A 22,008-nucleotide genomic window follows, 5' to 3' on the forward strand; every position below is an offset into this window, starting at 1 on the left:
GGTCCATGGATAACCCCAATTCCTCGCCCCTCGACACCCTGCGCCAGCTCAAGGAAATGCTCGATGCCGGCGCCCTCACGCCCACCGAGTTCGAAGCCCTGAAGCAGCGCCTCGTGTTTCACGATGGCGCTACTGCGTCGGCAGCCCCCACTGCGCCGGCGCCGGCCGACGCTGTGCCCGAGGCCCCCGTCGTGCTGCCGCCAGCCCCGGTTGCGGAAACGCCTTCGCCGATGTTTGAAGACCTCGGTTCGGTAGCCCTGCCCGTCGAGCAACCCGCCCCAGGTTCTTTCGCGCCAGCCATCGAATCGGAGTCTGCGCCCGAAGAACCCGCTTTCATCCCGCCCGCCGTGCGCCGTGCTCTCGCAGCCGAAGGCGCGGCGGCAACTCCTGCGCTGCCTCCACCTACGGCCCCATCCCCGGGGCTTGCCGCCGCCGATGCGGGCTACGTGGCCGACGAATTCCCCGAAGGCGCGGCCCCAGCAGCTCGCAGCCCGCTGGCGCTCATTCTGTCCATCGGCGGCTTGCTGGCCCTGCTCGGGCTGGTGCTGTACCTCTCGCTCAACCGCCAGCCCTCGGAGCGCCTGTCCAGCACCAGCCTCACGCCCGCTGATACGCTGGCCGCGCCCATCGAAACCGGCCCGCAGGCCGAGCAAATGGTCCAGCCTGTTGCCGTGCCCGAAACCATCCGCCTAGCGCCCACCAATCCGGCCCCGGCGTTGCCGACCCGCCCCGCCCCGGTAGTACGCGACTCGGTAGTTGCGCCAGCACCTTCCTCAGTTGCCGATTCAGCTGCCAACCAATAGAAGCCATTTGCCACTGCCGAGGTTGAGCTGATTTGTCTCAACACGCGCATCTAACGGCCGTATGTAAAGCCTCAACCTATTCAGGTTGGGGCTTTTTCCTTTCTATTACATCTGTTCTTTTATGTTTGCTCACCGACTTTTCACCCTTGGCAGTGCCGCCGCGCTGGCGGCTGCTAGCTTGCTGGGCAGCTGTTCGTCGCCCTCCGGCAATGCCGACACAGCTGCTAACGGCGCTGCTGGGGCTGCCACCGCCGATTCATCAACGGCTAATTCAGCTGTTACTCCCACCAACTCGCCCCTCCAAGTCGTGGCCGAATTTAACGACCCTCAGATGGTGGGCGTGGCCGTGGCGCCCGGCGGGCAGGTGTTCGCCTGCTTTCCGCGCTGGGACTGGAATCCGTCGTTCCCCATCGCTAAAGTCGGCTCGAACAGCACCCTCACGCCCTATCCCAACGCCAGCTGGTGCACTTGGAACGACTCCGTAAAATCGGAGCCGCTCAAGCACTGGATTTGCCCGCAAAGTGTGTTCGCCGATAAGTCCGGTATGGTCTGGGTGCTCGACCCGGCTTCGCCCGGCCTGAAATTTACCGTGCCCGGCGGCCCCAAGCTGGTCAAAACCGACCCCAAAACCGGCCAGGTTCTGCTCACCATTCCCTTCTCGGAGAGCGTAGCCCCGCGCAAGTCCTACCTCAACGACGTGCGCATCGACCTGCAGAACAACTACGCTTACATGACCGAATCGGGGATAGGCGCCTTGGTTGTCACCGATTTGAAAACGCTGAAATCGCGTCGCCTGCTGGCTAACCATCCGTCTACCAAAGCCGTGAAAGGCCTTGTCATCAAAGCCGAAGGCCACCCCATGCTCGACCTGCAGGGCAAACCCGCCCAGTTCAACGCCGACGGCATCGCTTTGAGCACCGACAACGCCTACCTCTACTACTGCCCACTCACCGGCCACACCCTCTACCGCATCAAAACCGCTGCCCTGCGCGACGCCGCCCTTACGGAAGCTCAACTGGGCCAGCAGGTCGAAACCGTGGGCGAAATTCCCGGCACCGACGGCCTCGAAATCGACGCTGCCAACAACGTCTACCTCACGTCCTTCGAGCAAAGTGCCCTACTGCGCCGCACCCCGGCCGGCAAAATCGAAACCTTGGTGAAGGACCCCGGCCTGCAATGGCCCGATACCTACAGCTTCGGCGCCGACGGCACGCTGTACGTCACCAATTCCGCCATCCACAAAACCCCCAACTGGAATAAAGGCGTCGGTCAGCCCCGCCAGCCCTTCCGCATCTTCAAAATGGCCCTGCCCAAATAGGCATGGCCACCTGCCAAACAAAAAAGCCGCTCCATTATGGAGCGGCTTTTTTGTTGTGCTTATATGATTGATAATAAGTTATAAAGAAGGCGACGCTTACAACTGCGCGACCTTTTGAATCTTTACGCCCTTGGTGAAAATGTCGAGTTTCTCGCTTGGGTGCGCCAGAATGTCCATGCAGTGGCGGTGGCGGCGGTTCATGGTGTCGTGCACCGTATAAACGCCATCAAGCTCGGGCGAGATGCCGCGGACGCGCACCTTGTCGCCGTAGTCAAAAATGCCGCCCCATTGCTTCAGCAAGTCTCGGGAAAGCGCCATCCAGTGCTTTTTGGTCCCGTAGTGGCGTTTAATGCGGGAGTTGTCGGCCGTTACAAAAGGCTCGTCGTCCGTTTGGCTGGGCACCGCTTCGTATATCGTGGCCGTCACGGTATAGGTAAGGCTGCGGGCTGCTGTTTTTTTCGCTTTCGCTGCGCCCGCCAGCGCTACGCGGCGGCTTTCTCCCCGGGATGCGATAAACGCGTGCATTCCGGATACTGTGTTGAGTGGAGCAGCGCTGAAAAGAGGCGCTGCAAGTGTAGAAACTGCTAAGAATGCTTCTATAAATAGCCGTGCATTATACATCTAATATGGGTTCATCCAGCCGCCATTCCAGCCCGGCAGTATAGGCAAAACCCTGCTTTCTAGGCAAGGGGGAAAAGTAGAACGGGAAAAGGCAGCTATAAGTTTGCTAAAAATAAATTATCCAATTGCTAAAGGCTTTAGAAGGGGCTAAGGGTACATATATAGTAAAAACTTTATAGAAAAAGCACGAGTTAGCTATCCAGTTCCGAACTAGGGCTGCTACTCAAGGCAGCTTTCAGTCCTGACCAGTTGGTCGTGATACGCGTAAGAGCAAATCCGTACATCCCGCGAAATGTGATAAATTGACCACGCAAGCACCTCATTTAGTAAGATGAGTGCGAATGAATTTGGTTGATTGTCAATTTTATTCGTGAAACCGAATGTAGGTTTTTGGCTGTGTATGAAGCCACTTACATTTGTGTAGCCTTACCCAAGCTCCTTTATCCATGGACGCATACTCGTATATCGCCAACGCCGACGCGGCGGCCATTGAAACCTTGTATCAAGCCTACCAGCAGAACCCGGAATCGGTTGATTTCGGCTGGCGCAAGTTTTTTGAAGGTTTCGATTTCTCGCAGCAATTCCCCGAAGGCGCCTCCGTGCTGCCCGGCGCGGCCACTCCCGCCAATGGCACCGCCACCAACGGCGCGGCTCCCAAAGCGGCGCCCGGTCCCGCCACGGCCCCGCAGCCCGACGATTACGGCGTGCTCAACACCCCGGCCTCGACCAACAACGCTCCCGCCGGCCTGAGCAGCGGCGAAGTATCGGCCGACAAAGAGACGGCCGTGCGCAACCTCATCCACGCCTTCCGCAGCCGCGGCCACCTGCGCGCCAAAACCAACCCGGTGCGCGAGCGCAAAGACCGCAAGCCCCGCCTCGACCTCGCCGATTTCGGCCTGGGCGAAGCCGATTTGGACACGGTATTTAAGAACGGCGAGGTGCTGGGCCTCGGCGGCCAGGCCAAGCTGCGCGACATTGTGGCGGCGCTGGAGAAAATTTATACCGGCGCAATCGGTTTCGAATACATGTACATCCGCGACCCCGAGGTGCTGGACTGGTTCCGGGCCAAAGTGGAGCGCGACTCGCTGGCCTTCAACCCCGGCGTGGAGTACAAGAAGCGCATTCTGAAGAAGCTGAACGAGGCCGTGGTGTTCGAGAACTTTCTGCACACCAAGTTTTTGGGGCAGAAACGCTTCTCACTCGAAGGCGGCGAAACGACCATTCCTGCGCTGGATGCCATCATCGGCAAGGGCGCGGAGCTGGGCGTGAAAGAGGTGATGATTGGCATGGCCCACCGCGGCCGCCTGAACGTGCTGGCCAACATCATGGGCAAGACCTATGAGCAGATTTTCAGCGAGTTCGAAGGCACGGCCGTGCCCGACCTCACGATGGGCGACGGCGACGTGAAGTACCACATGGGCTACAGCTCAGAGGTGGAAGCCAGCGGCGGCCAGAAAGTCAACTTGAAGCTGGCTCCCAACCCCTCCCACCTGGAGGCGGTGAACCCGGTGGTGGAAGGCTTCGTGCGCGCCAAAATCGAGCACCAGTACGGTGGCGACTACCACCAGATTCTGCCCATCCTCATTCACGGCGACGCGGCGTTGGCTGGCCAGGGCATCGGCTACGAGCTGACCCAGATGTCGCAGCTGGAGGGCTACAAGACAGGCGGCACCATCCACTTCGTGATTAATAACCAGGTTGGTTTCACGACGGATTTCGAGGACGCCCGCTCATCGATTTACTCGACTGATTTGGCTAAAATCATTGATGCGCCGGTGGTACACGTGAACGGCGACGACCCCGAAGCTGTGGTGTTTGCCGTGCAGTTGGCCACCGAGTACCGCCAGCAGTTCCACGCCGATATCTTTATTGACATGGTGTGCTACCGCCGCCACGGCCACAACGAGTCGGACGAGCCAAAGTTCACCCAGCCCACGCTCTACAACATCATCTCGAAGCACCAGAACCCGCGCGAGGTGTACAACGCCATGCTGGTGCAGCGCGGTGATGTGGACGCCGAACTGGCCAACCAGATGGACCGCGAATTCCGCGACACCCTGCAGGCCCGTCTCGACATGGTGAAGCAAAAAGCGCTTCCTTATAAGTACCAAGCCCTCGAAAACGAATGGCGGAGCCTGCGCCGCAGCACGCCGGAAGATTTCGAGCAGTCGCCTGAAACCGGCATTTCGGCCGAAACGGTGGAGAAGGTAGCCAAAGCCCTAACCACAATTCCCGAAGGTTTCAAGCCCATTAAGCAGATTGATAACCTGCTGAAGGAGCGCCGTAAGATGTTCTACGAAACCCGCGTGCTGAACTGGGCCGCTGGCGAATTGCTGGCCTATGGCTCGCTGCTGAGCGAGAAGCACATTGTGCGCGTGAGCGGCCAGGACGTGCAGCGCGGTACGTTCTCGCACCGCCACGCGGTGTTGCACGATGCCGAAACGTCGGCCCCGTACAACTCGCTCAACTTTATGGAGGGCGAAAATGAGAAGCTGAGCATTTACAACTCGCTGCTGAGCGAGTACGCGGTGCTGGGCTTCGAATTTGGCTACGGCATGGCCAACCCCACGGCGCTGGTGATTTGGGAAGCGCAGTTTGGCGACTTCGCCAACGGCGCCCAGACCATGATTGACCAGTTTGTGGTGAGCTCCGAGAGCAAGTGGCAGCGCATGAACGGCCTCGTGATGCAGCTGCCCCACGGCTACGAAGGCCAGGGCCCGGAACACTCCAACGCCCGCCCCGAGCGGTTCCTGCAGCTCGCGGCCGAGAACAACATCGTGGTGACCAACATCACCACGCCGGCCAACTTTTTCCACGCCCTGCGCCGCCAGCTGACGTGGAGCTTCCGCAAGCCGCTGGTGACGATGTCGCCGAAATCGATGCTACGCCACCCGCTGTGCGTGTCGCCGGTGGAAGAGTTCACCAGCGGCCGCTTCCGTGAGGTGCTGGGCGACGATTATGCCGAGGCCAAAAAGGTGAAGCGCGTGCTGCTGTGCTCGGGCAAGGTGTACTACGACCTGCTGGAAGAGCAGCGCAATTCTGACCGCAAGGACGTGGCCATTGTGCGCCTCGAACAGCTGCACCCCTTCCCCAAAAAGCAGCTCGACGCTGAGTTGGCCAAGTACGGCAAAGCCAAAATCTACTGGGTGCAGGAAGAGCCGGAAAACATGGGCTACTGGAACTTCATGCTGCGCTACATGCGCCGCGAGCTGGAAGACGTGGTGGCCCGCAAGGCGTCGGCATCGCCGGCCACAGGCTATAACAAAATCCACGTGAAGGAGCAGAAGGACCTCGTGGCCCGCGCCTTCGACAAGCCCAAAGAGGCGGTGGCCGACAACAACATCGAAGCCACTGCCGAAATCGCCAAAAAGCAGGACTAACGGCTCTCCTTTGCCATAAGCAAAGCGCCTTCTTGCAGTCCGCATTCTATATATAATGGGCCGTGCTGCCCAGTCTTCTTAAAACTTCTCTCTCCGCCACCCCAGCTTTATGGCCCTCGAAATCAAAATTCCCGCCGTTGGCGAATCCATCACCGAAGTCACCATTGCCAAGTGGCTCAAGCAAGACGGCGACGCCGTGAAGCGCGACGAGGTTATCGCCGAACTCGAATCGGACAAAGCCACGTTTGAGCTGCCGGCTGAAGCCGATGGCGTGCTGAAAATCCGCGTGGCCGAAGGCGAAACCATCGGTATTGGAACCGTAATCGCCGATTTGGACGGTGTTGCCGCTGGTGCTGCTCCAGCTCCGGCCGCTGCCCCGGCCGCCGCACCCGCTGCCGCCCCAGCCGCCGACCCCATCGCTAAGGGGGAAGAAAACCCCGCGGCCAGCGACCAGGCCGGCTACGGCGGCAAGCCGGAAGGTGGTGCAGCCCCGGCTGCAGCGCCCGATGCCGCTCCCGCCGCCGGCGGTGGCTCGGTAGAAATGAAAATCCCCGCCGTGGGCGAATCTATCACGGAAGTGACGGTGGCCAAATGGCTGAAAGAAGACGGTGCCCAGGTGAGCCGCGACGAGGTGATTGCCGAGTTGGAATCAGACAAAGCCACCTTCGAACTGCCCGCCGAAGCCGCCGGCACCCTGCGCCACGCCGTGAAGGAAGGCGAAACCATTAGCATCGGCGCCGTGATTGCGCGCATCGAAGGCGGTAGCGGCGCGGCTGCTCCGGCTCCCGCTGCTGCCGCGCCCGCTGCTGCGGCTCCGGTTGCAGCGCTGGCCTCGGCCCCCGCCGCTGGTGGCGCCGCTACTTACGCCACGGGCGTGCCCTCGCCGGCTGCTGGCAAGATTCTCGGTGAGAAAGGCATTGCCGCTGGCGACGTAGCCGGCACTGGCCGCGACGGCCGCATTACCAAGGAGGATGCCCAGAACGCCCAAGCCAAGCCGGCCGCCCCGGCTCCGACTGCTGCCCCGGCCGCCGCTGCCCCTGCTGCATCTCCGGCCGCCGCGCCGGCTGCTGGTGGCAGCCGCGAAGTGCGCCGCGAGCGTATGAGCAACCTGCGCAAGACCGTGGCGCGCCGCCTTGTGACGGTGAAGAACGAGACGGCCATGCTCACCACCTTCAACGAGGTGAACATGCAGCCCATCATGGACCTGCGCAACAAGTTCAAAGACAAGTTCAAGGAGAAAAACGGCGTGGGCCTCGGCTTCATGTCCTTCTTCACCAAAGCCGTATGCATCGCCCTGAAAGAGTGGCCCGCCGTGAATGCCCAGATTGACGGCACCGACATCGTGTACTCGGACTTTGCCGACATCAGCATCGCCGTTTCGGCCCCGAAAGGCCTCGTGGTACCGGTGATTCGCAACGCTGAGCAGTTGAGCTTCGAAGGCATCGAAAAGGAAGTGATGCGCCTAGCTGGCCTGGCCCGCGACAACAAGCTCACTATTGAGCAGATGAGCGGCGGCACCTTCACCATCACCAACGGCGGCGTCTTCGGCTCCATGCTCAGCACGCCCATCATCAATGCGCCGCAGTCGGCCATTCTGGGCATGCACAACATCATCCAGCGCCCCATCGCCGAAAACGGGCAGGTGGTGATTCGTCCCATGATGTACCTGGCCCTGAGCTACGACCACCGCATTATTGACGGGCGCGAGTCGGTTTCGTTCCTGGTGCGGGTGAAGGAGTTGCTCGAAGACCCGACGCGCATGATGTTCGGAGTATAATTCCTGATTTAGGATTTTTAAAAGGCCGATTCCCGAATAGGGAATCGGCCTTTTTCATTTTTGGACGTTGGAATACCGGTATTGCTCGATGAACCTAATAAAATGCCCGTTGAAAAATATTATGCTTGCTATCGAATAATACAGCATACTATCTTTGAGCCTTCAAAGGGAACGGTAGAATTATATTTTATGGGAAAATTCATTACGCCAACGTGCCAGGACTGCCCTCACCGCAAAGGCCCGCTGATGGGTTGCTGTCAATTAGAGGAATTGGACTTTATCGCGACCAGCAAAATTTCCCAGAGCTACCAGAAGGGCCAGCGGATTTTCCATGAAGGCAGCCCGGCCCTCGGCTTGCATTGCGTGAGCCAGGGCAAAATCAAAGTGACCAAAGCCAGCGGCGACGGCAAAGAGCAGATTGTGCGGCTGGCCAAGGACGGCGACGTGCTGGGCTTCCAGTCGGTGCTGACCGAAAGCCGCTACAGCACCTCGGCCGTGGCGCTTGATGACTGCGTGGTGTGCTTCATTCCGCGCGCCGATTTTTTCCGGGTGTGGCAGTCGAACGTGCAGTTCTCAACCTCGCTCATGCAGATGATGGCCAAAGCCCTTGGCGCGGCCGAAGTGCAGATGTTGCACCTCGCCTACAAGCCCGTACGCGAGCGGCTGGCCGAGGCTTTGCTTCTGCTCTACCACACCTTCCGCGAAGAAAGCGATGCCTTACCCTTCAGCATGTCCGTTTCGCGCGAAGACCTGGCTTCGCTGGTAGGCACGGCCAAAGAAACGGCCACGCGGCTGCTTTCTGATTTCAAAGAGGCGGGCATTATTGCCACCCGGGGCAGCCAAGTCACGATTTTGAAGCCGAACAGCCTCAGCGAAATTGCGTCGCTCTACGACTAAAGCCAAGCGTGGCTGACAAGCCAACTACCTGTGGGATGCTACAACACTGCTACCATACCACTAACAGCAATGGTATTTCTGTGGACTGGATAATGATAGTGTTAAATAAATAATTTATTTGATTAGTTATAAAATATGAAAACGTGCCGCTACGTATTTGGTCCCGTTTCGGTTTGCGGTTTGACTTAAATCATTGTCAAAAATGACGTAAGTCATTTTTAAAGGGGTGGGCTAGTGCGGAGCTTTGTAATAGAAAATGAGTGATAGATAGTTTTAATAAAGTGTAATAAACGTGCACAATAGAATAAATTATTATTCAGCTTATCTGTAATGAATGTGTCTGCTGCTGCCGACGTGCCGCTGAGAAAACGCGTCGGAAGTACGCGAATTATTGAGGGAAGACAAGCACTTGCTGCTTCTGAAATCAATCTTTCTAAAATTCAAAAAATAATAAAGCAGGCACTTGCCGATTTGCCCGCTCTCACAACCATTGCAGTGGTGGAAGTGACGACGGCAAACTGCCTGGCTCACGTCAGCCGTGCGCGGGGCTTCGACCCCGTGGCCACGGCTGCCCACCACGCCGAAACGGTGCGCCAGCAGCAACAGGCCCTGGCGGCCCTGTCGAAGCGCGGCGAACGCCTCGAAGACATCCTTATCCCGCTACGAAAACAACTGCATCTCATTCGCTTATCCAAGAACAGCCAGTGGTTCGTGTACCTGGCTGTGAAGGCGCAGGACACCAGTCTGGCCCTGGCCCGCGAAGTATTGAAATCAATCATTTTTTAACAATTCATCAAACTCAACCCCTTCATCTTTTTACGCTTACCCTTATCATGGCTTACTCAACGAATTCCCCCGCTGGCAAAGTAGTACAAGACGTGTTGAACGATTTGCCGGGCCTGGTGGCCGTGGCGGTGGTCGACATCACCTCGGGCATGGCCCTGGCCTCGCATTCCAATTCGCCGTCTTTGAACCCCGAAACGGCCGCTGCTTACAACACCGAAGTGGTGAAACAGAAGCAGAAAGCCATGTCGGCGCTGAAACTGACCGGCGAGAACATCGAGGACATCCTCATTACCCTCACCAACCAGTTTCACCTCATCAAACTGGCCGGCAACAAGTTCATCTACCTGGTGGTGAATTCGCGCGAAACCAACCTGGCCATTGCCCGCGAGGTACTGCGCAGCACCGCTGACAACCTGAACTAGTTTGGCTGACGGCGGCCCGGTAGCCGTCGGACCCACGCACCGCTGCCGCGCCCGGTCTGCCCCCGGGCGCGGCACCAGCCGGGACTACCCACCCCGCGCCCTATGAAAATCCCTTTTCTCAAGCAGTTGCAGCGCCTGGCCGGCCCGGTGGCCCACGAAGTGGAATTGCTGGCCCCCACCGGCCCGGCCAGTGCGCCCATCGAACAGGCCATCCGGCACTTGCTGGCCGAGTTGCCCGATATGCTGATGGGGGCCGTGGTAGAAGTGGCCACCGGCAAGCCCCTGGCCACCTACACCACCGACCGGGACCTGCGGCCGGGCGTGGTAGCGGGCTTCAACGCCGAGGCGGTTCGGCAGGTGCAGGCGGCGGTGCGGGCCCAGGGCACGCCCGGCGAGCGGGTAGAAGAAATGCTGTTTACGCTGCCGTCGCAGCTGCATTTGCTGCGGCTGGAAGCCACGGGACGCTGGTTTATCTACCTGGCAGTGGAAACGCGCGACACCAATCTGGCCATTGCCCGCGAAGTGATGCGCGGCGCCATTGCGCTGCTGGATGGGGCAGGAGGTAGCCGTAGTTAGGCCCGTGGCTGGCCGGTAAGCCACATTCTTTATTTTCTCACCCTTTTTTTCTGTCACCCAAATGAAGCTGACCGCTACCCCATTTGACGCGCAGACCGGCGAGTTGCTGCCCGTCTACCGCGACGCTTACCTGCGCGGCGACCTGGCCCGCTCCTCGGCCCGCGCCGTGGAGGACTACCTGCGCAAGGACGCCACCCAAGCCCACACCACCGTCACGCGCTGGCACGAAATGTCGACCGTTGAGGCCGAGGCTGCTGCCCCCACCACCTGGGTGCAGAAGCAGATGCTGTTCATCCGCGAGCAGCCGCAGCGCTTCCGCCGCCGGGCGTTCTCGATGGTGGGCGTGGCCGCGCTGGTGGCCGGCGTATCGATGGCCGGCACCCGCTTGCCTTCGCACAGCACGCCGGCCGTGCCGGTGTCGCTGCCCGAAATGACGGCGCTGGCCTCGGCTAGCACCGCCGCTGCCGAAGCCACCGCCAATGCCAACCGCATGGTGACCGTGAGCGGCCGCATTGTGAACGAAGCCGGCCAGCCGCTGGTGGGCGCCACCGTGCTGCGCAAAGGCACCGCCCAGGGCGTGAGTACCGACGCCAACGGCAACTACAGCCTGCGCATGACCGCCGGCACGGCCGCCACCACCACCCTGCAGTACGGGTACGCCGGCTACCACGACCAGGAGCTGAAGGCAACCGACGCCTCGGCTCAGGGCGTGACCCTGCAGCCCCGCGCCGCCAAGCACAAGCGCTGGCTGCTTTTTTAACTAAATGACTTTTAGGTAGTAAGTGGCTGGAATCGGGGCCGAGACGCCTGTTGTCGAAACCTGCGATGCTGGCTGCTTACTGCTGAATTCTACCTACTTACTAGTTGCCGGCCCGCGTGGCCCTATCGTAGTGAAAGCGAGGACCTACCGTAAGCACGTTGCGAATAAGCTCAAAGAATCTTCTTTATCTAACTCCCTTCCTTTAGCCGAAATGGCCTACTCCAAAAACAGTCCTGCCGGCAAGGCAGTCGACGGAATTATCAACGATTTGCCGAGCCTAGTGGCGGTGGCAGTAGTCGACATCACCTCGGGCATGGCCCTGGCCTCGCACTCGAATTCGCCGTCTCTCAACCCGGAAACGGCCGCGGCCTACAACACCGAAGTGGTGAAGCAGAAACAGAAAGCCATGTCGGCCCTGAAGCTCGCGGGGGAAAAGATTGAGGACATTCTTATCACGCTGACCAACCAGTTTCACCTGCTGAAGCTGAATAATGCCGGCAACAAGTTTATCTACCTGGTGGTGAATTCGCGCGAAACCAACCTGGCCATTGCCCGGGAAGTGCTGCGCACCCACGCCGACGAAATCAACTAAGCAAGGCATATTGCCATTCAAAAAGGCCCGTCCACTATTGGACGGGCCTTTTTTTTTGTGGGGTAGAGACGCAATATTTTGCGTCTTGTCGTCAGCGCCTCTAGCGAATCGTTCAACGACGAGACGCAAAATATTGCGTCTCTACTCTGGCGCCACATGGGGCTCCTCATCGGCCGTGAAGTCGGGTAGGGAGAAATCGTCAGACTCTGGTTCAACTGCCTCGAAACGGGCTTTGAAGCGGGCGTAGAGCGCATTCATACCGAGCAGGAGCAGGCCCATCAGGATGAAAACGATGGCCCGCGTGATGGTGCCGCTCCGACTGAGGTCGAAGAAAACCAGGCGCACCAGGCAAGCCAACATGCCGGCCAGCGAAAGGTAGCGCAAGTCCTGCCGACGTAGCAACAGGCTGGTGCTGAATACGGCCACCACTTCCAGCATCAGCAGCACGGTGAGCACCGAGCGGTCGAAGGACTGGATGAGCAGCAGCGCGAGCGCGAGGAAAGCGGGGTAGAGTAGCCAGGCTTCGAGGGCGCGGCGCGGCGGCCGGGCCAGGATGTCCCAGGCCGGCGAGAGGCCCCGGAAGGCCTTTTCGCCCTGCGTGAGCGCCTGCCACACGTAGCCGAAGAGCAGCAAAACAGCCGCCGTGATTTCCCACCATTCGGTGCTGAGCAGCTGGTCAGGGTCGAGATGAATCAAGCTGACTGCGCCCGCCGTGCCGGCCGCCAACCAATAGTACAGGCGGCCATACACGCCCAGCCGGCGGAAGCGTTTCGGTAAGTAGGCTGATACGGAACCCAGCCCCAACGCTGCCGCCGCCCACAGCGGCGGCAGCCAGAAGGTGCGAACGTTGTGCCCCAGCGTGGCCGTGCCGAACAGCAGCGCTGCCTCGGCCAGCCACGGGTGCAGGCGTCGCCAGGAATTGTAGATGGGCGCCGTGGCCGGCGGGCGCACGGCAGCCCAGCCGGCCAGCACCGCGAAGAACAGGGCGGCCGTAAAATATTCGGCGGGCTGGCCAAAGAACAGTTCGTCGCGCGTCAGCAGCCACAGGTGCGTGAGCAGACCGCCGCTGAGCAGCCAGTAGCCAAGGTGCAGCAGATAGCGGTCGGGCTGGCCGGCGCGGAGCACGGCGGCGGCATCGGGTAAGGCGTGCCGCCAGAGTTGGGCTGCTAAGAGGGCTGTGGCGGCTATTGCCAGCAGGCCCAGTGAAAAGTAGGCCACGTGCCCGGCCGGCACGGCGGCCACCAGCGCCACCACGCCGTGAATACCGAGCAAATACACCCACGGCCAGCGCACAAACCGCTCGCCTGCCGCCCACCACGATGTGCGCAGGCCCGCAACGGGCACGGCCAGCGTGGGCAACAGGTAGAGCAGCACGTAGCTTGGGCTGTATACCTGGCCGTTGGCGGGAATCAGCACATGGCCCCACTGCAGCGAGAGGTAGCCGACGCCAGCCAGCACCAGCCCGGCCCACACGCCCGGCAAGTCCACGCGTGAACGCAGCCAGAGCAGGCTGCCGAGTAGGCCCACCGTAGCCCAGGCGGCCCACGGCAGCTCATACACCAGCGTGCCCGCGCCCAGCAGCAGCCATCCTACGGCGAGGCCCAGTATCGAAAGTTGCCGGGTGCCACCGAGGCGCAACGTGCCGTATTCTTCGGAATCTGCGGTGCGGAACCAGAACAGCCGGCGGGCCTGGTAGGCCACCGTGAGCAGGCCGGCGCCCGCCAGCAGCCCGGCGCGGGGCAATGCCCCCAACGTGCCGGGCCAGAGGCTATGCACCAGCAGCGGCAGTAGCAGCGCCTGCAGCACCAGCAGGTAGGTTTGGGTGTGTAGCAGGCCGTCTTCGCCGCGCCCCGTGAAGAGCAGGGCCACCAGCAGGTTTTCGGCGTAGAGCACCGTGAATACTGCCGGCCAGCTCAGGCCGGTTTCGTGCAGGCCGAAGACAGCCAGCACCGCAAAGTATTGCCCCAGCACTAACTGCTGGCGCCGCACCCAAACCGGCAGCACGCCATTGGTGCGAACCCAGGCAGCCAGCGCCACCGAGGCGCCTGCCAGGACCAACAGAGCTACCAGAAGCAGAAGTGTCGGCGCATTGTGCCAGGCAAATAAGGCCCGCGCCAGCCATACGCCAGTGCCCGCCTGCAGCAAGCCTGCCAGCGCGGCAAAGCCACCCAGCACTTCGAAAACAGACCGGCCAATTTCCGGCTGATTAGGTTGAAGCGCGGTGGGAGCGGAGTTGAATTGACGGTAAGTAAGCTGGGCGAAGATGATGCCAACCCAGCCGGTCAGCGCCAGCACCACGGCATCGCGGTAGAGGACGGCCGAAGTCGGAATGCCTTCTTGGCTGCCCACCAGCAACAGCAGGCCCGTGCCCGCGAGGAAGGCGCCGCCCAGTGTGAGGTGGTAGAGGAGCATTTCGCGCCGACGAGCGGTGAACAGGGCTACACCCAGGTTTTCGAAGTAGAGCAAGCCCAGCACCAGCGGCCAGCTCAGGCCGGTTTCGTGCAGGCCTAGCAGGGCCAGCCCGGCAAAAAGCTGGGTCAACACCAATTGCTGCTGGCGCACCCAGCCGGGCACTCCTTGGGCTGTGCGCACCCAGGCCGACAAGCCGAGCGAGACGGCCGCCAGCCCCAGCAACGCCCCGATGAGTAGCCCCACCGGCACCGGCTGCCAGCCGAAAAGCACACGGGCCAGCAACGCGCCGGCGCCCACTTGTAGCAAACCGGCGAGGCCCGCCACGCCATTGCGTAAAGCGGTATCAAACTGGCCGGAGGTGGCGGTTTCGGCGGCTCTGCCATCGTTGGCCGATGCTGACCGCAGGCGGTGGACAAGCACCAGGAAGACAATGCCCGCCCAACCCGCCAGGGCCAGCCAAAGCGCATCGCGGTAGAGGACGGCCGGCACGCCGAAGCGGAGTTTACTGATAGCTACTAGCAGCAGGCTACCGCCCGCTAGGTAGCCGCCGATAAGGCTAATGCGGTGCAATAGGTTTTCGTGCTGCCGAGCCGTTATCCAAGCCACCAACAGGTTTTCGAGGTAGAGCAGGAGCAACACTACCGGCCAGCTTAGCTGCATTTCGTGCAACCCAACCACTGCCAGCAACGCGAAAAACTGCCCCAGAATTAGCTGCTGCTGCCGCACCCAGGCAGCGGATTGCTGCCCGGTGCGCAGCCAAGCGGCCAAGCCGACGGAAATGGCCGCCAAAGTTGCCAGGGCCACCAGCAGCCAGCCAACGGGCACGCCCTGCCAGGCAAACAGCGCCCGCGCCAGCAGCAGCCCGGCGCCCACTTGCAGCACGCCCGATAAGCCGGCCAACCCACTCAGATAATCCTGCTCCGTTTTGCGGAAAATAACTTCATTGGTCGATTTCGACTCAGCCAGCCCGATAAGCAGTCGTTGCGCCCGATTAACGAAGAACAAGCCCATCCAGCCGGTCAGGGCCAGCACCAGCGCATCGCGGTACAGCACTGCCGGATGGCCGTGGCCAGCCTGCACACCGGCTACGGCCAGCAGGCTCACGGCCGTAAGGTAGGTGCCCGTGAGGGTGACGTGGTAGAGCAGCTTCTCGCGCTGCCGGGCCAGCAGCAGGGCCGCCAGCAGGTTTTCGGCGTAAAGGATGCCCAGCACGATGGGCCAGTTCATTCCCGTTTCGTGTAGTCCGAATACGGCCAGCACGGCGAAGAATTGAGCCAGAAGCAGTTGCTGTTGCCGCACCCAGCCGGGTGCCAGCCGCGCGGTGCGAACCCAGAAAGCCAGGCCCACGGAAACGGCCGCCAGCCCAGCTAACGCCCCAATAAGCCCGAAGACCGGTTGATTGGCATCGCCAAAAAGCACCCGCGCCAGCAGCAGGCCCGCGCCGGCCTGCAGCAGCCCGGCCAAGCCCGCAAAGCCACTCAACAGGTCGTGATGGGCCTTGTTTCGGCCGTCGGGAGTGGCGGCTAAGAGCGGCTGGCGGTAGATGAGCTGCGCGAAAGCCACGCCGGCCCAGCCGGCCAGGGCCAGTACCAGGGCGTCGCGGTAGAGCAGCGGCGGTAGGTTGCCCGCGCGGCCGGCCGCTACCAGCAGCAGGCCCACGCCGGCCAAACTAGCCCCGGCCAGCGCCACGCGGTACACCAGCGCCTCGCGTTGCCGGGCCATGATAAGCGTAATCAGCAGCGACTCCAGCAGCATAAACAGCAGAATAATCGGCGGCGTGGCGTGCCAGCCCTGCAGCGAAAAGGCCGTGGCCAGGGCCAGAATCAGCGAAATGATGGTATCGGTCTGGAACAGCCAGCCGATGCCCAGCTTCTTCGCCTGCCGCCCGGCCCAGAAGGTGAGCAGCGCGCCCAGCGCCAGCGGAATGGTTTTCCAGATGGAGCCCGTGCTGTGCAGGTAGAGGCTGATGCCGAGGGTGGTCCAGTTCAGGACGTGGGCCGTGAAGAGCAGCGGCTCGAACCGCCGCTTGGCGTACACACTGCGGTATTGTACCACGGCCGCCGCCGCGCCCACCAGCAGCACCAGGCCCATGGCCGTGAGGCGCAGCGTATTCGAAACCGCGCCCGACTGCTGGTGCCAGTAGAGATGAAACGCAAAGAAGCTGGCAATGCTGAGCAGCAGCTGGTACTTCCACAATTGCCGGTAGGTGATGGCAATGCTAAACGCCGTGACGCCCGCCGCCGCCGCCAGCGTGAGGGCCGTGGGCGGCAGCACCGCCAGTGCCACCAAACTCAACACCCCGTGCAAGGTGGCCACCGCCTCGCGGCTGGACCGCCAGGCCAAGTAAAGGTTGGCACTCACCCCGGCCAATAGCAACAGGTAATCAAAAGGTGAAACCGCCCAGCGCAGGCCCGCAATGCTGACCGAACCCACGCAGGCAAACAGGAAAATGGCCGCCGCGCTGCTCAGCAGCCAGGCGTTAAGCTGCTGCGCAAATGCCTTGTTGCGCAACCCAAACCGCACGCCCAGCAAGCCTGCCGCGAAGCCGCAAATCAGCAAAAACCGATACGGCGGGGCCAGCCGCAGCGCCGCGTAGATGCCCAGAAAACCGACGCCCGTCACGAGCACCACGGCCCCGAGAATACCGGTCCAGTTTTCGAGCAGAATGGTGGCCGCCTTGTCCCACCAACTGGGCCCGGCAGGCACCGGCGCGGGCATGGGCCGGCGTGGTGGAGGCGGCGTGGGCGGCACCACGGGTGGGCGCTGCGCGGGTGTTGGAGTGGGGGCCGCCACGGGCCGCGGAACCGGGGCCGCTGTTGGCGCAGGAGTTAGCGCGGGCGCAGGCGTTGGTACCGAAGCCGGCTGTTCAACTACTGGTGGAAGCGTAGGTGCGGCCACAGGATGCGCCGTTGGAACCGGCGGCGTGGGCACTGGCGGCACTGGCACAGGAGCCGCTGGAGCAACCGGTTTGGTTTCTACCACCGGAGTTACCGCCAGAATCGGAGCCACCACGGGCATCGGAGTAACCACTTGTGGCGCCTCTGTGACCGGGATAATAGCTGGGGGGGCAACGGGCGTAACGGCCGGCGCAGTTGCAGACGGTACCACCGCAGGTGCTGTCGGAATCACGGGTGCCGGCGCTACTACCGGCGCTTCGACCGGCGGCGCTGTTACTGGTGCAACAACGACGGGCGGCGCAACTGAGAAAGCCGCTGCCTTTGTTACGGCCACCGCCGAGGGCGCGGCCAAGGGTGCCGCTGCTGTCACGGGCGCCGTGGCGGGCGCGCTGGGCGGAGCCGCCAGGCTGGCATCGCGCAGCACGGCCAGCTGGTCGCGCAGGCGGTGCAACTCGGCCCGCATTTCTTCCTGAATTTTATGACGCCGGTCCAGTTCGGCTTGCACCGCCGCCAGCTTCTTGGGCAGTTCCCAGACCCGGGCGAAGAGGACGACGGCGATAATGAGGGCAACCACGGATGCTTCCATGCGCAGGGCAAGCTTACGGGGTGGATGAAAGCCCGCCAGGCGCGGGCCGATGCCGTCGGAGCAGGGGGTAAGGGTGTGCGGTGCAGCGGTTGGGGATGAATATTTTTTGAAGCAGCCGATGACCTTGGCGTGCCCGACACCGTTAAACTGTGCACATCCCTATTTTAGTATGAAATCATCCAAATCATTGGCTCGCCGTCCGCACCCGGCCAAATTCTGGCCCACCGTAGGCTTCGCCACCCTGGCCGGCATGCGCAGCATGAGCGCGCCCGCATTCCTGAGCCATTATTTTTCGCATCAGCCCACCAGTGGGCTAGCGGGCTCGTCGTTGCGCTTGCTGCAAAAGCCCTTCACCGCCGGCTTGCTCAAAGCCGTGGCCGCCGGCGAAATGGTGGGCGACAAGCTGCCCAACGCTCCCGACCGCATTGCCCTGCCCGTGCTCACGGGCCGGCTGCTGTCCGGGGCGCTGGTGGGGGCGGCCTGGTACCGTTCGCGCCACGGCAGCGCGCTGGGCGGCGGACTGCTGGGCGCCGCGGTGGCATTTGCTTCCACCATCGTGAGTTATGCTCTGCGCACGGGCATCAGCGAAAAATCGGGCGTGCCCAGCGCGCTGGTGGGCGTGGGCGAAGACGCCCTGGTGCTGGCCAGCGGCAAGGCGCTGATTAGCGCCCAGCGCCCGGCCGCCAGCGAGTGGCACCCCATGTAGCGCGATAGTAGCGCGGACTTTGTAGTCCGCGATTTAGACGCTTGCACTCGCGGACTACAAAGTCCGCGCTACTGAGCTACAGCAGCGACAGCGGATTGGTATTCATGCGGTGCTCAAACATGGCCCCAATACTCTGCGCCCGCAGCTTGGCATCGTCAGCTTTCGGGCCGGCAAACAGCTCGTCGACGCTGGCTCGAAACAGCGTCAGCCACTGCTGGAAGTGCTCGGCTTTGATGGGCAGCGGGAAATGCCGGGCCATCGGCCGGCCCTTGTAGCGGCTGGTTCCCAGCAGCACGCTGCTCCAGAAATCGTACATCGTGGGCAGATGATGCGCCCAATCCACCTGCGCCACGTCGTTGAAGATGGGACGCAACAGGTGGTCCTCGTTCACACGGCCGTAAAACGTGTCGACCAGCCGAATGATGTCGGCTTCGGTTTCGAGGTCGGGGAGGGGCGCGGGAGCATTCATAGCAAGTTGTTTAATTGATAGCACAGAAATAGAGAAGCACGTCATGCTGAGCGCAGTCGAAGCATCTCTACCGCGCAATGCAATCCAATCGAAAGGATATTAGTTGCGCGGTAGAGATGCTTCGACTGCGCTCAGCATGACGTGCTTTCAACATGACGTTCGTTTAATTCTTGACTGAAACCCTTCGCCCGCCCAGCACCACCAGCACCACGGCCAGCACGATGAGCGCCGCCCCGCCCAGCATCTGCGGGTTCAGCACTTCGCCGGCGAAGGCCCAGCCCAGCAGCACGGCCACCACGGGGTTCACGAAGGCATAGGTGCCGGCCAGCGCCGGCTCCACCACGCGCAGCAGCCAGATGTAGGCCGTGAACGCCACGATGGACCCTAATGTGACCAGATACGCATACGCTACCCAGGACTTGGCCGTGATTTGTGCGAATTCAAACCCGGCCGCTTCGCCCTTCAGCAAACCCACCGCCAGCATAGCCACACCGCCGCACAGCATCTGCATGCCGCCGGAAAGGAAGGGCGAGGCCGCCGGCCGGTGGTTCTTGGCATAGAGCGAGCCAATGGACCACACCAGCGAGGCCAGCAGTACCGCCAGCACGCCCAGGCCGGTGTGGCCGGGCTGCTTCACCGCGCCGCCCGTGGTGTGGGCCACCAGCAGGTACATGCCCGCCATGCCGGCGCCCAGGCCCAGCGTCACCCACTTGGTGGGGCGGGGCGAAATGCCGCTGGCCCACCCCAGCACCGCCAGAAACATGGGCACCGTGGCCACCAGCAGCGCCGTAATGCTGCTGGGCAGATACACCACGCCCAGGGTGGTGCCGCCATTGCCAAACCCCAGCAAACAGATACCGATAACGGCCGCGAAGCCCCAGCCCTTCAGCGTGGGCGCCGGCTCGCCCTTCCAGCGCATGTAGGCGTAGAGCAGCCCGCCCGCCAGCCCGTAGCGCGTGCCGGCCATGAGCAGCGGCGGCATGCTGGCCACGGCAAACTTCATCACCACATAAGTAGAGCCCCAGATGAGGTAGACCAGCGCAAAGGCCGTGAGCAGCGCGGCCCGCGAAGGCGCGGCCGGAGTAGAATCAGACATGGGAATCGTAAGGAATGGCTGCAAAACTACGAGGGGAAGAAAGGGCAGAATAAACGGTCATGCTGAGCGCAGTCGAAGCATCTCTACCGCTTCGTTGCAATAGTCTTGATTAGTTGCACAGTAGAGATGCTTCGACTGCGCTCAGCATGACGGCCTGATTTTTTCGGTTCCAGCCGGGCCGGGCGCTTATTTCTGCCGCCCGTTGTTGCTTTGTGTCATGAAGAAGAAACTCCTTTTGGTGCTGCTCTTGCTGGCGGGCGCGCTCCGGCCGGCCACCGCGCAGCTCCTGCAGCCCAAGCCCGCCGCTTACACCCGCGCCGACTCGCTGCGCGGCGGCAACGGCCCGCTCCGCGCCTGCTACGACCTCAACTACTACCACCTCGACGTGAAGATGGACCCGGCCCAGCGCTTCATCAGCGGCTCCAACCTCTTCCGTTTCACCGCCACGCAGGATTTCACGCGGCTGCAGTTCGACCTCTTTGCCAATCTAAAAGTGGAGAAGGTGCTCTACAAAGGCAAGGATGTACCCTTCACCCGCGAAGCCAACGCGGTGTTCGTCACCTTCCCCAAAACCATTGCCAAGGGCAGCCGCGACGAGTTCACGGTGCAGTACTCCGGCAACCCCACGGTGGCTAAAAAAGCCCCTTGGGACGGCGGTATGGTTTTCACGCAGGATGCCGCCGGCAAGCCCTGGGTGGCCACTGCCTGCCAGGGCACGGGCGCCAGTATCTGGTGGCCCACTAAAGACCAGCAGGCCGACGAGGTGGACTCCATGCTCATCAGCATCAGCGTGCCCAACGGCCTGAAGGACGTTTCGAACGGCCGCCTGCGCAAAACCACCAAGCTGAAAGATGGCTATACCCGCTTCGACTGGGCCGTGCGCAACCCCATCAACAACTACGACGTGGCGCTGAACGTGGGCGACTACCAGCACTTCTCGGATTTCTATCAGGGCGAGAAAGGGCCGCTCACGCTTGACTATTGGGTTTTGCCCGAGAACCTGGCCAAAGCCAAAAGTCAGTTCGCCGCCAACGTGAAGCCCATGCTGAAATCGATGGAAGCCTGGTTTGGCCCTTACCCATGGTACCAGGATGGCTACAAATTGGTGGATGCACCGCACCTCGGCATGGAGCACCAGAGCGCCGTGGCCTACGGCAACAAATACCAGAACGGCTACCTCGGCCGCGACCGCAGTAACACCGGCTGGGGCACCAAATGGGACTTCATCATCATCCACGAAAGCGGCCACGAGTGGTTCGGCAACAACATCACCACGAAGGACATTGCCGATATGTGGGTGCACGAAAGCTTCACCACCTACTCCGAAGCCCTGTTCGTGGAAACCCAATTCGGCAAAACTGCCGGCCAGGAATACATCCACGGCCAGCGCCGCAATATCCAGAACGATGAGCCCATCATCGGCCCCTACGGCGTGAACAAGGAAGGCTCGGGCGATATGTACGACAAGGGCAGCGCCATGCTCAACACCCTGCGCATTGTGCTGAACGACGACGCCAAGTGGCGCCAAATCCTGCGCGGCCTCTCCAGCACCTTCTACCACCAGACCGTCACCGGCCAGCAAATCATCGACTACATCAACCGCGAAAGCGGCCGGGATTTCACCAAAATATTCGACCAATACCTGCGCCACGCCAGCATCCCCACGCTGGAAATCCGCTTCGAAGATGGCAAAACCTTGGCCCGTTGGGTGAGCGAGGTGGAGAAGTTTGATATGCCGGTGCGCGTGCGGCTGAAAGGCGGCGAGTACCAGTTCATCAAGCCCACCGCCCGTTGGGCAGAGATGAAGGAGCTGGCCGGCGCTACCCGCGAAACGCTGGAAGTCGACACCTTCAACTACTACATCGGCGTGCTGGTTGACTGATGTAGCATGGACTCTGCGAGTCCGCGCA

Annotated in this window: 16 protein-coding genes; 12 read left to right on the forward strand and 4 right to left on the reverse strand. The window is 61.6% G+C overall.

Annotated features, from left to right (window positions below; genetic code table 11):
* Positions 1–5 precede the first annotated feature (5 nt).
* Together Q4S41_RS03240 and Q4S41_RS03245 are read left to right on the forward strand one after the other, a co-directional pair.
* Positions 6–803, forward strand: a complete 798-nt coding sequence (locus Q4S41_RS03240) for an SHOCT domain-containing protein (RefSeq protein ID WP_305029660.1) — start codon at positions 6–8, stop codon at positions 801–803.
* A 121-nt stretch (positions 804–924) separates the two neighbouring features.
* Positions 925–2,121, forward strand: coding sequence for an SMP-30/gluconolactonase/LRE family protein (locus tag Q4S41_RS03245; protein ID WP_305029661.1), 1,197 nt, complete (start codon positions 925–927; stop codon positions 2,119–2,121).
* A 96-nt stretch (positions 2,122–2,217) separates the two neighbouring features.
* Here Q4S41_RS03245 and Q4S41_RS03250 read toward each other — a convergent pair whose 3' ends face one another.
* On the reverse strand, positions 2,218–2,646 hold the full coding sequence (locus Q4S41_RS03250; RefSeq protein WP_305029662.1) for a hypothetical protein: 429 nt from the start codon (positions 2,644–2,646) through the stop codon (positions 2,218–2,220).
* 542 nt (positions 2,647–3,188) lie between these two features.
* On the opposite strand from Q4S41_RS03250, the gene Q4S41_RS03255 reads away from it, so the two are divergent.
* From Q4S41_RS03255 to Q4S41_RS03290, 8 genes are all read left to right on the forward strand, one after another.
* A complete protein-coding gene (locus Q4S41_RS03255; protein WP_305029663.1) occupies positions 3,189–6,122 on the forward strand; it encodes a 2-oxoglutarate dehydrogenase E1 component in 2,934 nt (977 codons plus the stop codon).
* 109 nt (positions 6,123–6,231) lie between these two features.
* Complete coding sequence (gene odhB / locus Q4S41_RS03260) at positions 6,232–7,899, forward strand: 2-oxoglutarate dehydrogenase complex dihydrolipoyllysine-residue succinyltransferase (protein ID WP_305029664.1); 1,668 nt, start codon at positions 6,232–6,234, stop codon at positions 7,897–7,899.
* A 270-nt stretch (positions 7,900–8,169) separates the two neighbouring features.
* A complete protein-coding gene (locus Q4S41_RS03265; protein WP_305029665.1) occupies positions 8,170–8,796 on the forward strand; it encodes a Crp/Fnr family transcriptional regulator in 627 nt (208 codons plus the stop codon).
* 330 nt (positions 8,797–9,126) lie between these two features.
* On the forward strand, positions 9,127–9,582 hold the full coding sequence (locus Q4S41_RS03270) for a hypothetical protein (RefSeq protein WP_305029666.1): 456 nt from the start codon (positions 9,127–9,129) through the stop codon (positions 9,580–9,582).
* 47 nt (positions 9,583–9,629) lie between these two features.
* Positions 9,630–10,004 (forward strand): hypothetical protein, encoded by a 375-nt coding sequence (locus tag Q4S41_RS03275; protein ID WP_305029667.1) that lies wholly within the window; start codon positions 9,630–9,632, stop codon positions 10,002–10,004.
* 102 nt (positions 10,005–10,106) lie between these two features.
* Positions 10,107–10,580: a hypothetical protein gene (locus Q4S41_RS03280; protein WP_305029668.1), complete on the forward strand. Its 474-nt coding sequence runs from the start codon at positions 10,107–10,109 to the stop codon at positions 10,578–10,580.
* A gap of 61 nt (positions 10,581–10,641) precedes the next feature.
* A complete protein-coding gene (locus tag Q4S41_RS03285) occupies positions 10,642–11,340 on the forward strand; it encodes a carboxypeptidase-like regulatory domain-containing protein (protein ID WP_305029669.1) in 699 nt (232 codons plus the stop codon).
* 211 nt (positions 11,341–11,551) lie between these two features.
* A complete protein-coding gene (locus tag Q4S41_RS03290) occupies positions 11,552–11,932 on the forward strand; it encodes a hypothetical protein (protein ID WP_305029670.1) in 381 nt (126 codons plus the stop codon).
* Between the two features lie 141 nt (positions 11,933–12,073).
* Here Q4S41_RS03290 and Q4S41_RS03295 read toward each other — a convergent pair whose 3' ends face one another.
* Positions 12,074–17,827, reverse strand: coding sequence for a hypothetical protein (locus tag Q4S41_RS03295; protein WP_305029671.1), 5,754 nt, complete (start codon positions 17,825–17,827; stop codon positions 12,074–12,076).
* A gap of 169 nt (positions 17,828–17,996) precedes the next feature.
* Between Q4S41_RS03295 and Q4S41_RS03300 the strand changes: the two genes are divergently transcribed.
* Complete coding sequence (locus Q4S41_RS03300; protein WP_305029672.1) at positions 17,997–18,533, forward strand: DUF4126 family protein; 537 nt, start codon at positions 17,997–17,999, stop codon at positions 18,531–18,533.
* Positions 18,534–18,609: 76 nt separating this feature from the next.
* On the opposite strand, the gene Q4S41_RS03305 is transcribed toward Q4S41_RS03300, so the two are convergent.
* Both Q4S41_RS03305 and Q4S41_RS03310 read right to left on the reverse strand, forming a co-directional pair.
* Positions 18,610–19,002, reverse strand: a complete 393-nt coding sequence (locus Q4S41_RS03305) for a group III truncated hemoglobin (RefSeq protein ID WP_305029673.1) — start codon at positions 19,000–19,002, stop codon at positions 18,610–18,612.
* Positions 19,003–19,165: 163 nt separating this feature from the next.
* Positions 19,166–20,098 (reverse strand): EamA family transporter, encoded by a 933-nt coding sequence (locus Q4S41_RS03310; protein WP_305029674.1) that lies wholly within the window; start codon positions 20,096–20,098, stop codon positions 19,166–19,168.
* 217 nt (positions 20,099–20,315) lie between these two features.
* On the opposite strand from Q4S41_RS03310, the gene Q4S41_RS03315 reads away from it, so the two are divergent.
* Positions 20,316–21,980, forward strand: a complete 1,665-nt coding sequence (locus Q4S41_RS03315; protein WP_305029675.1) for a M1 family metallopeptidase — start codon at positions 20,316–20,318, stop codon at positions 21,978–21,980.
* Positions 21,981–22,008: the final 28 nt, after the last annotated feature.

The organism is Hymenobacter convexus (genome assembly GCF_030580955.1).
Lineage (GTDB): Bacteria > Bacteroidota > Bacteroidia > Cytophagales > Hymenobacteraceae > Hymenobacter.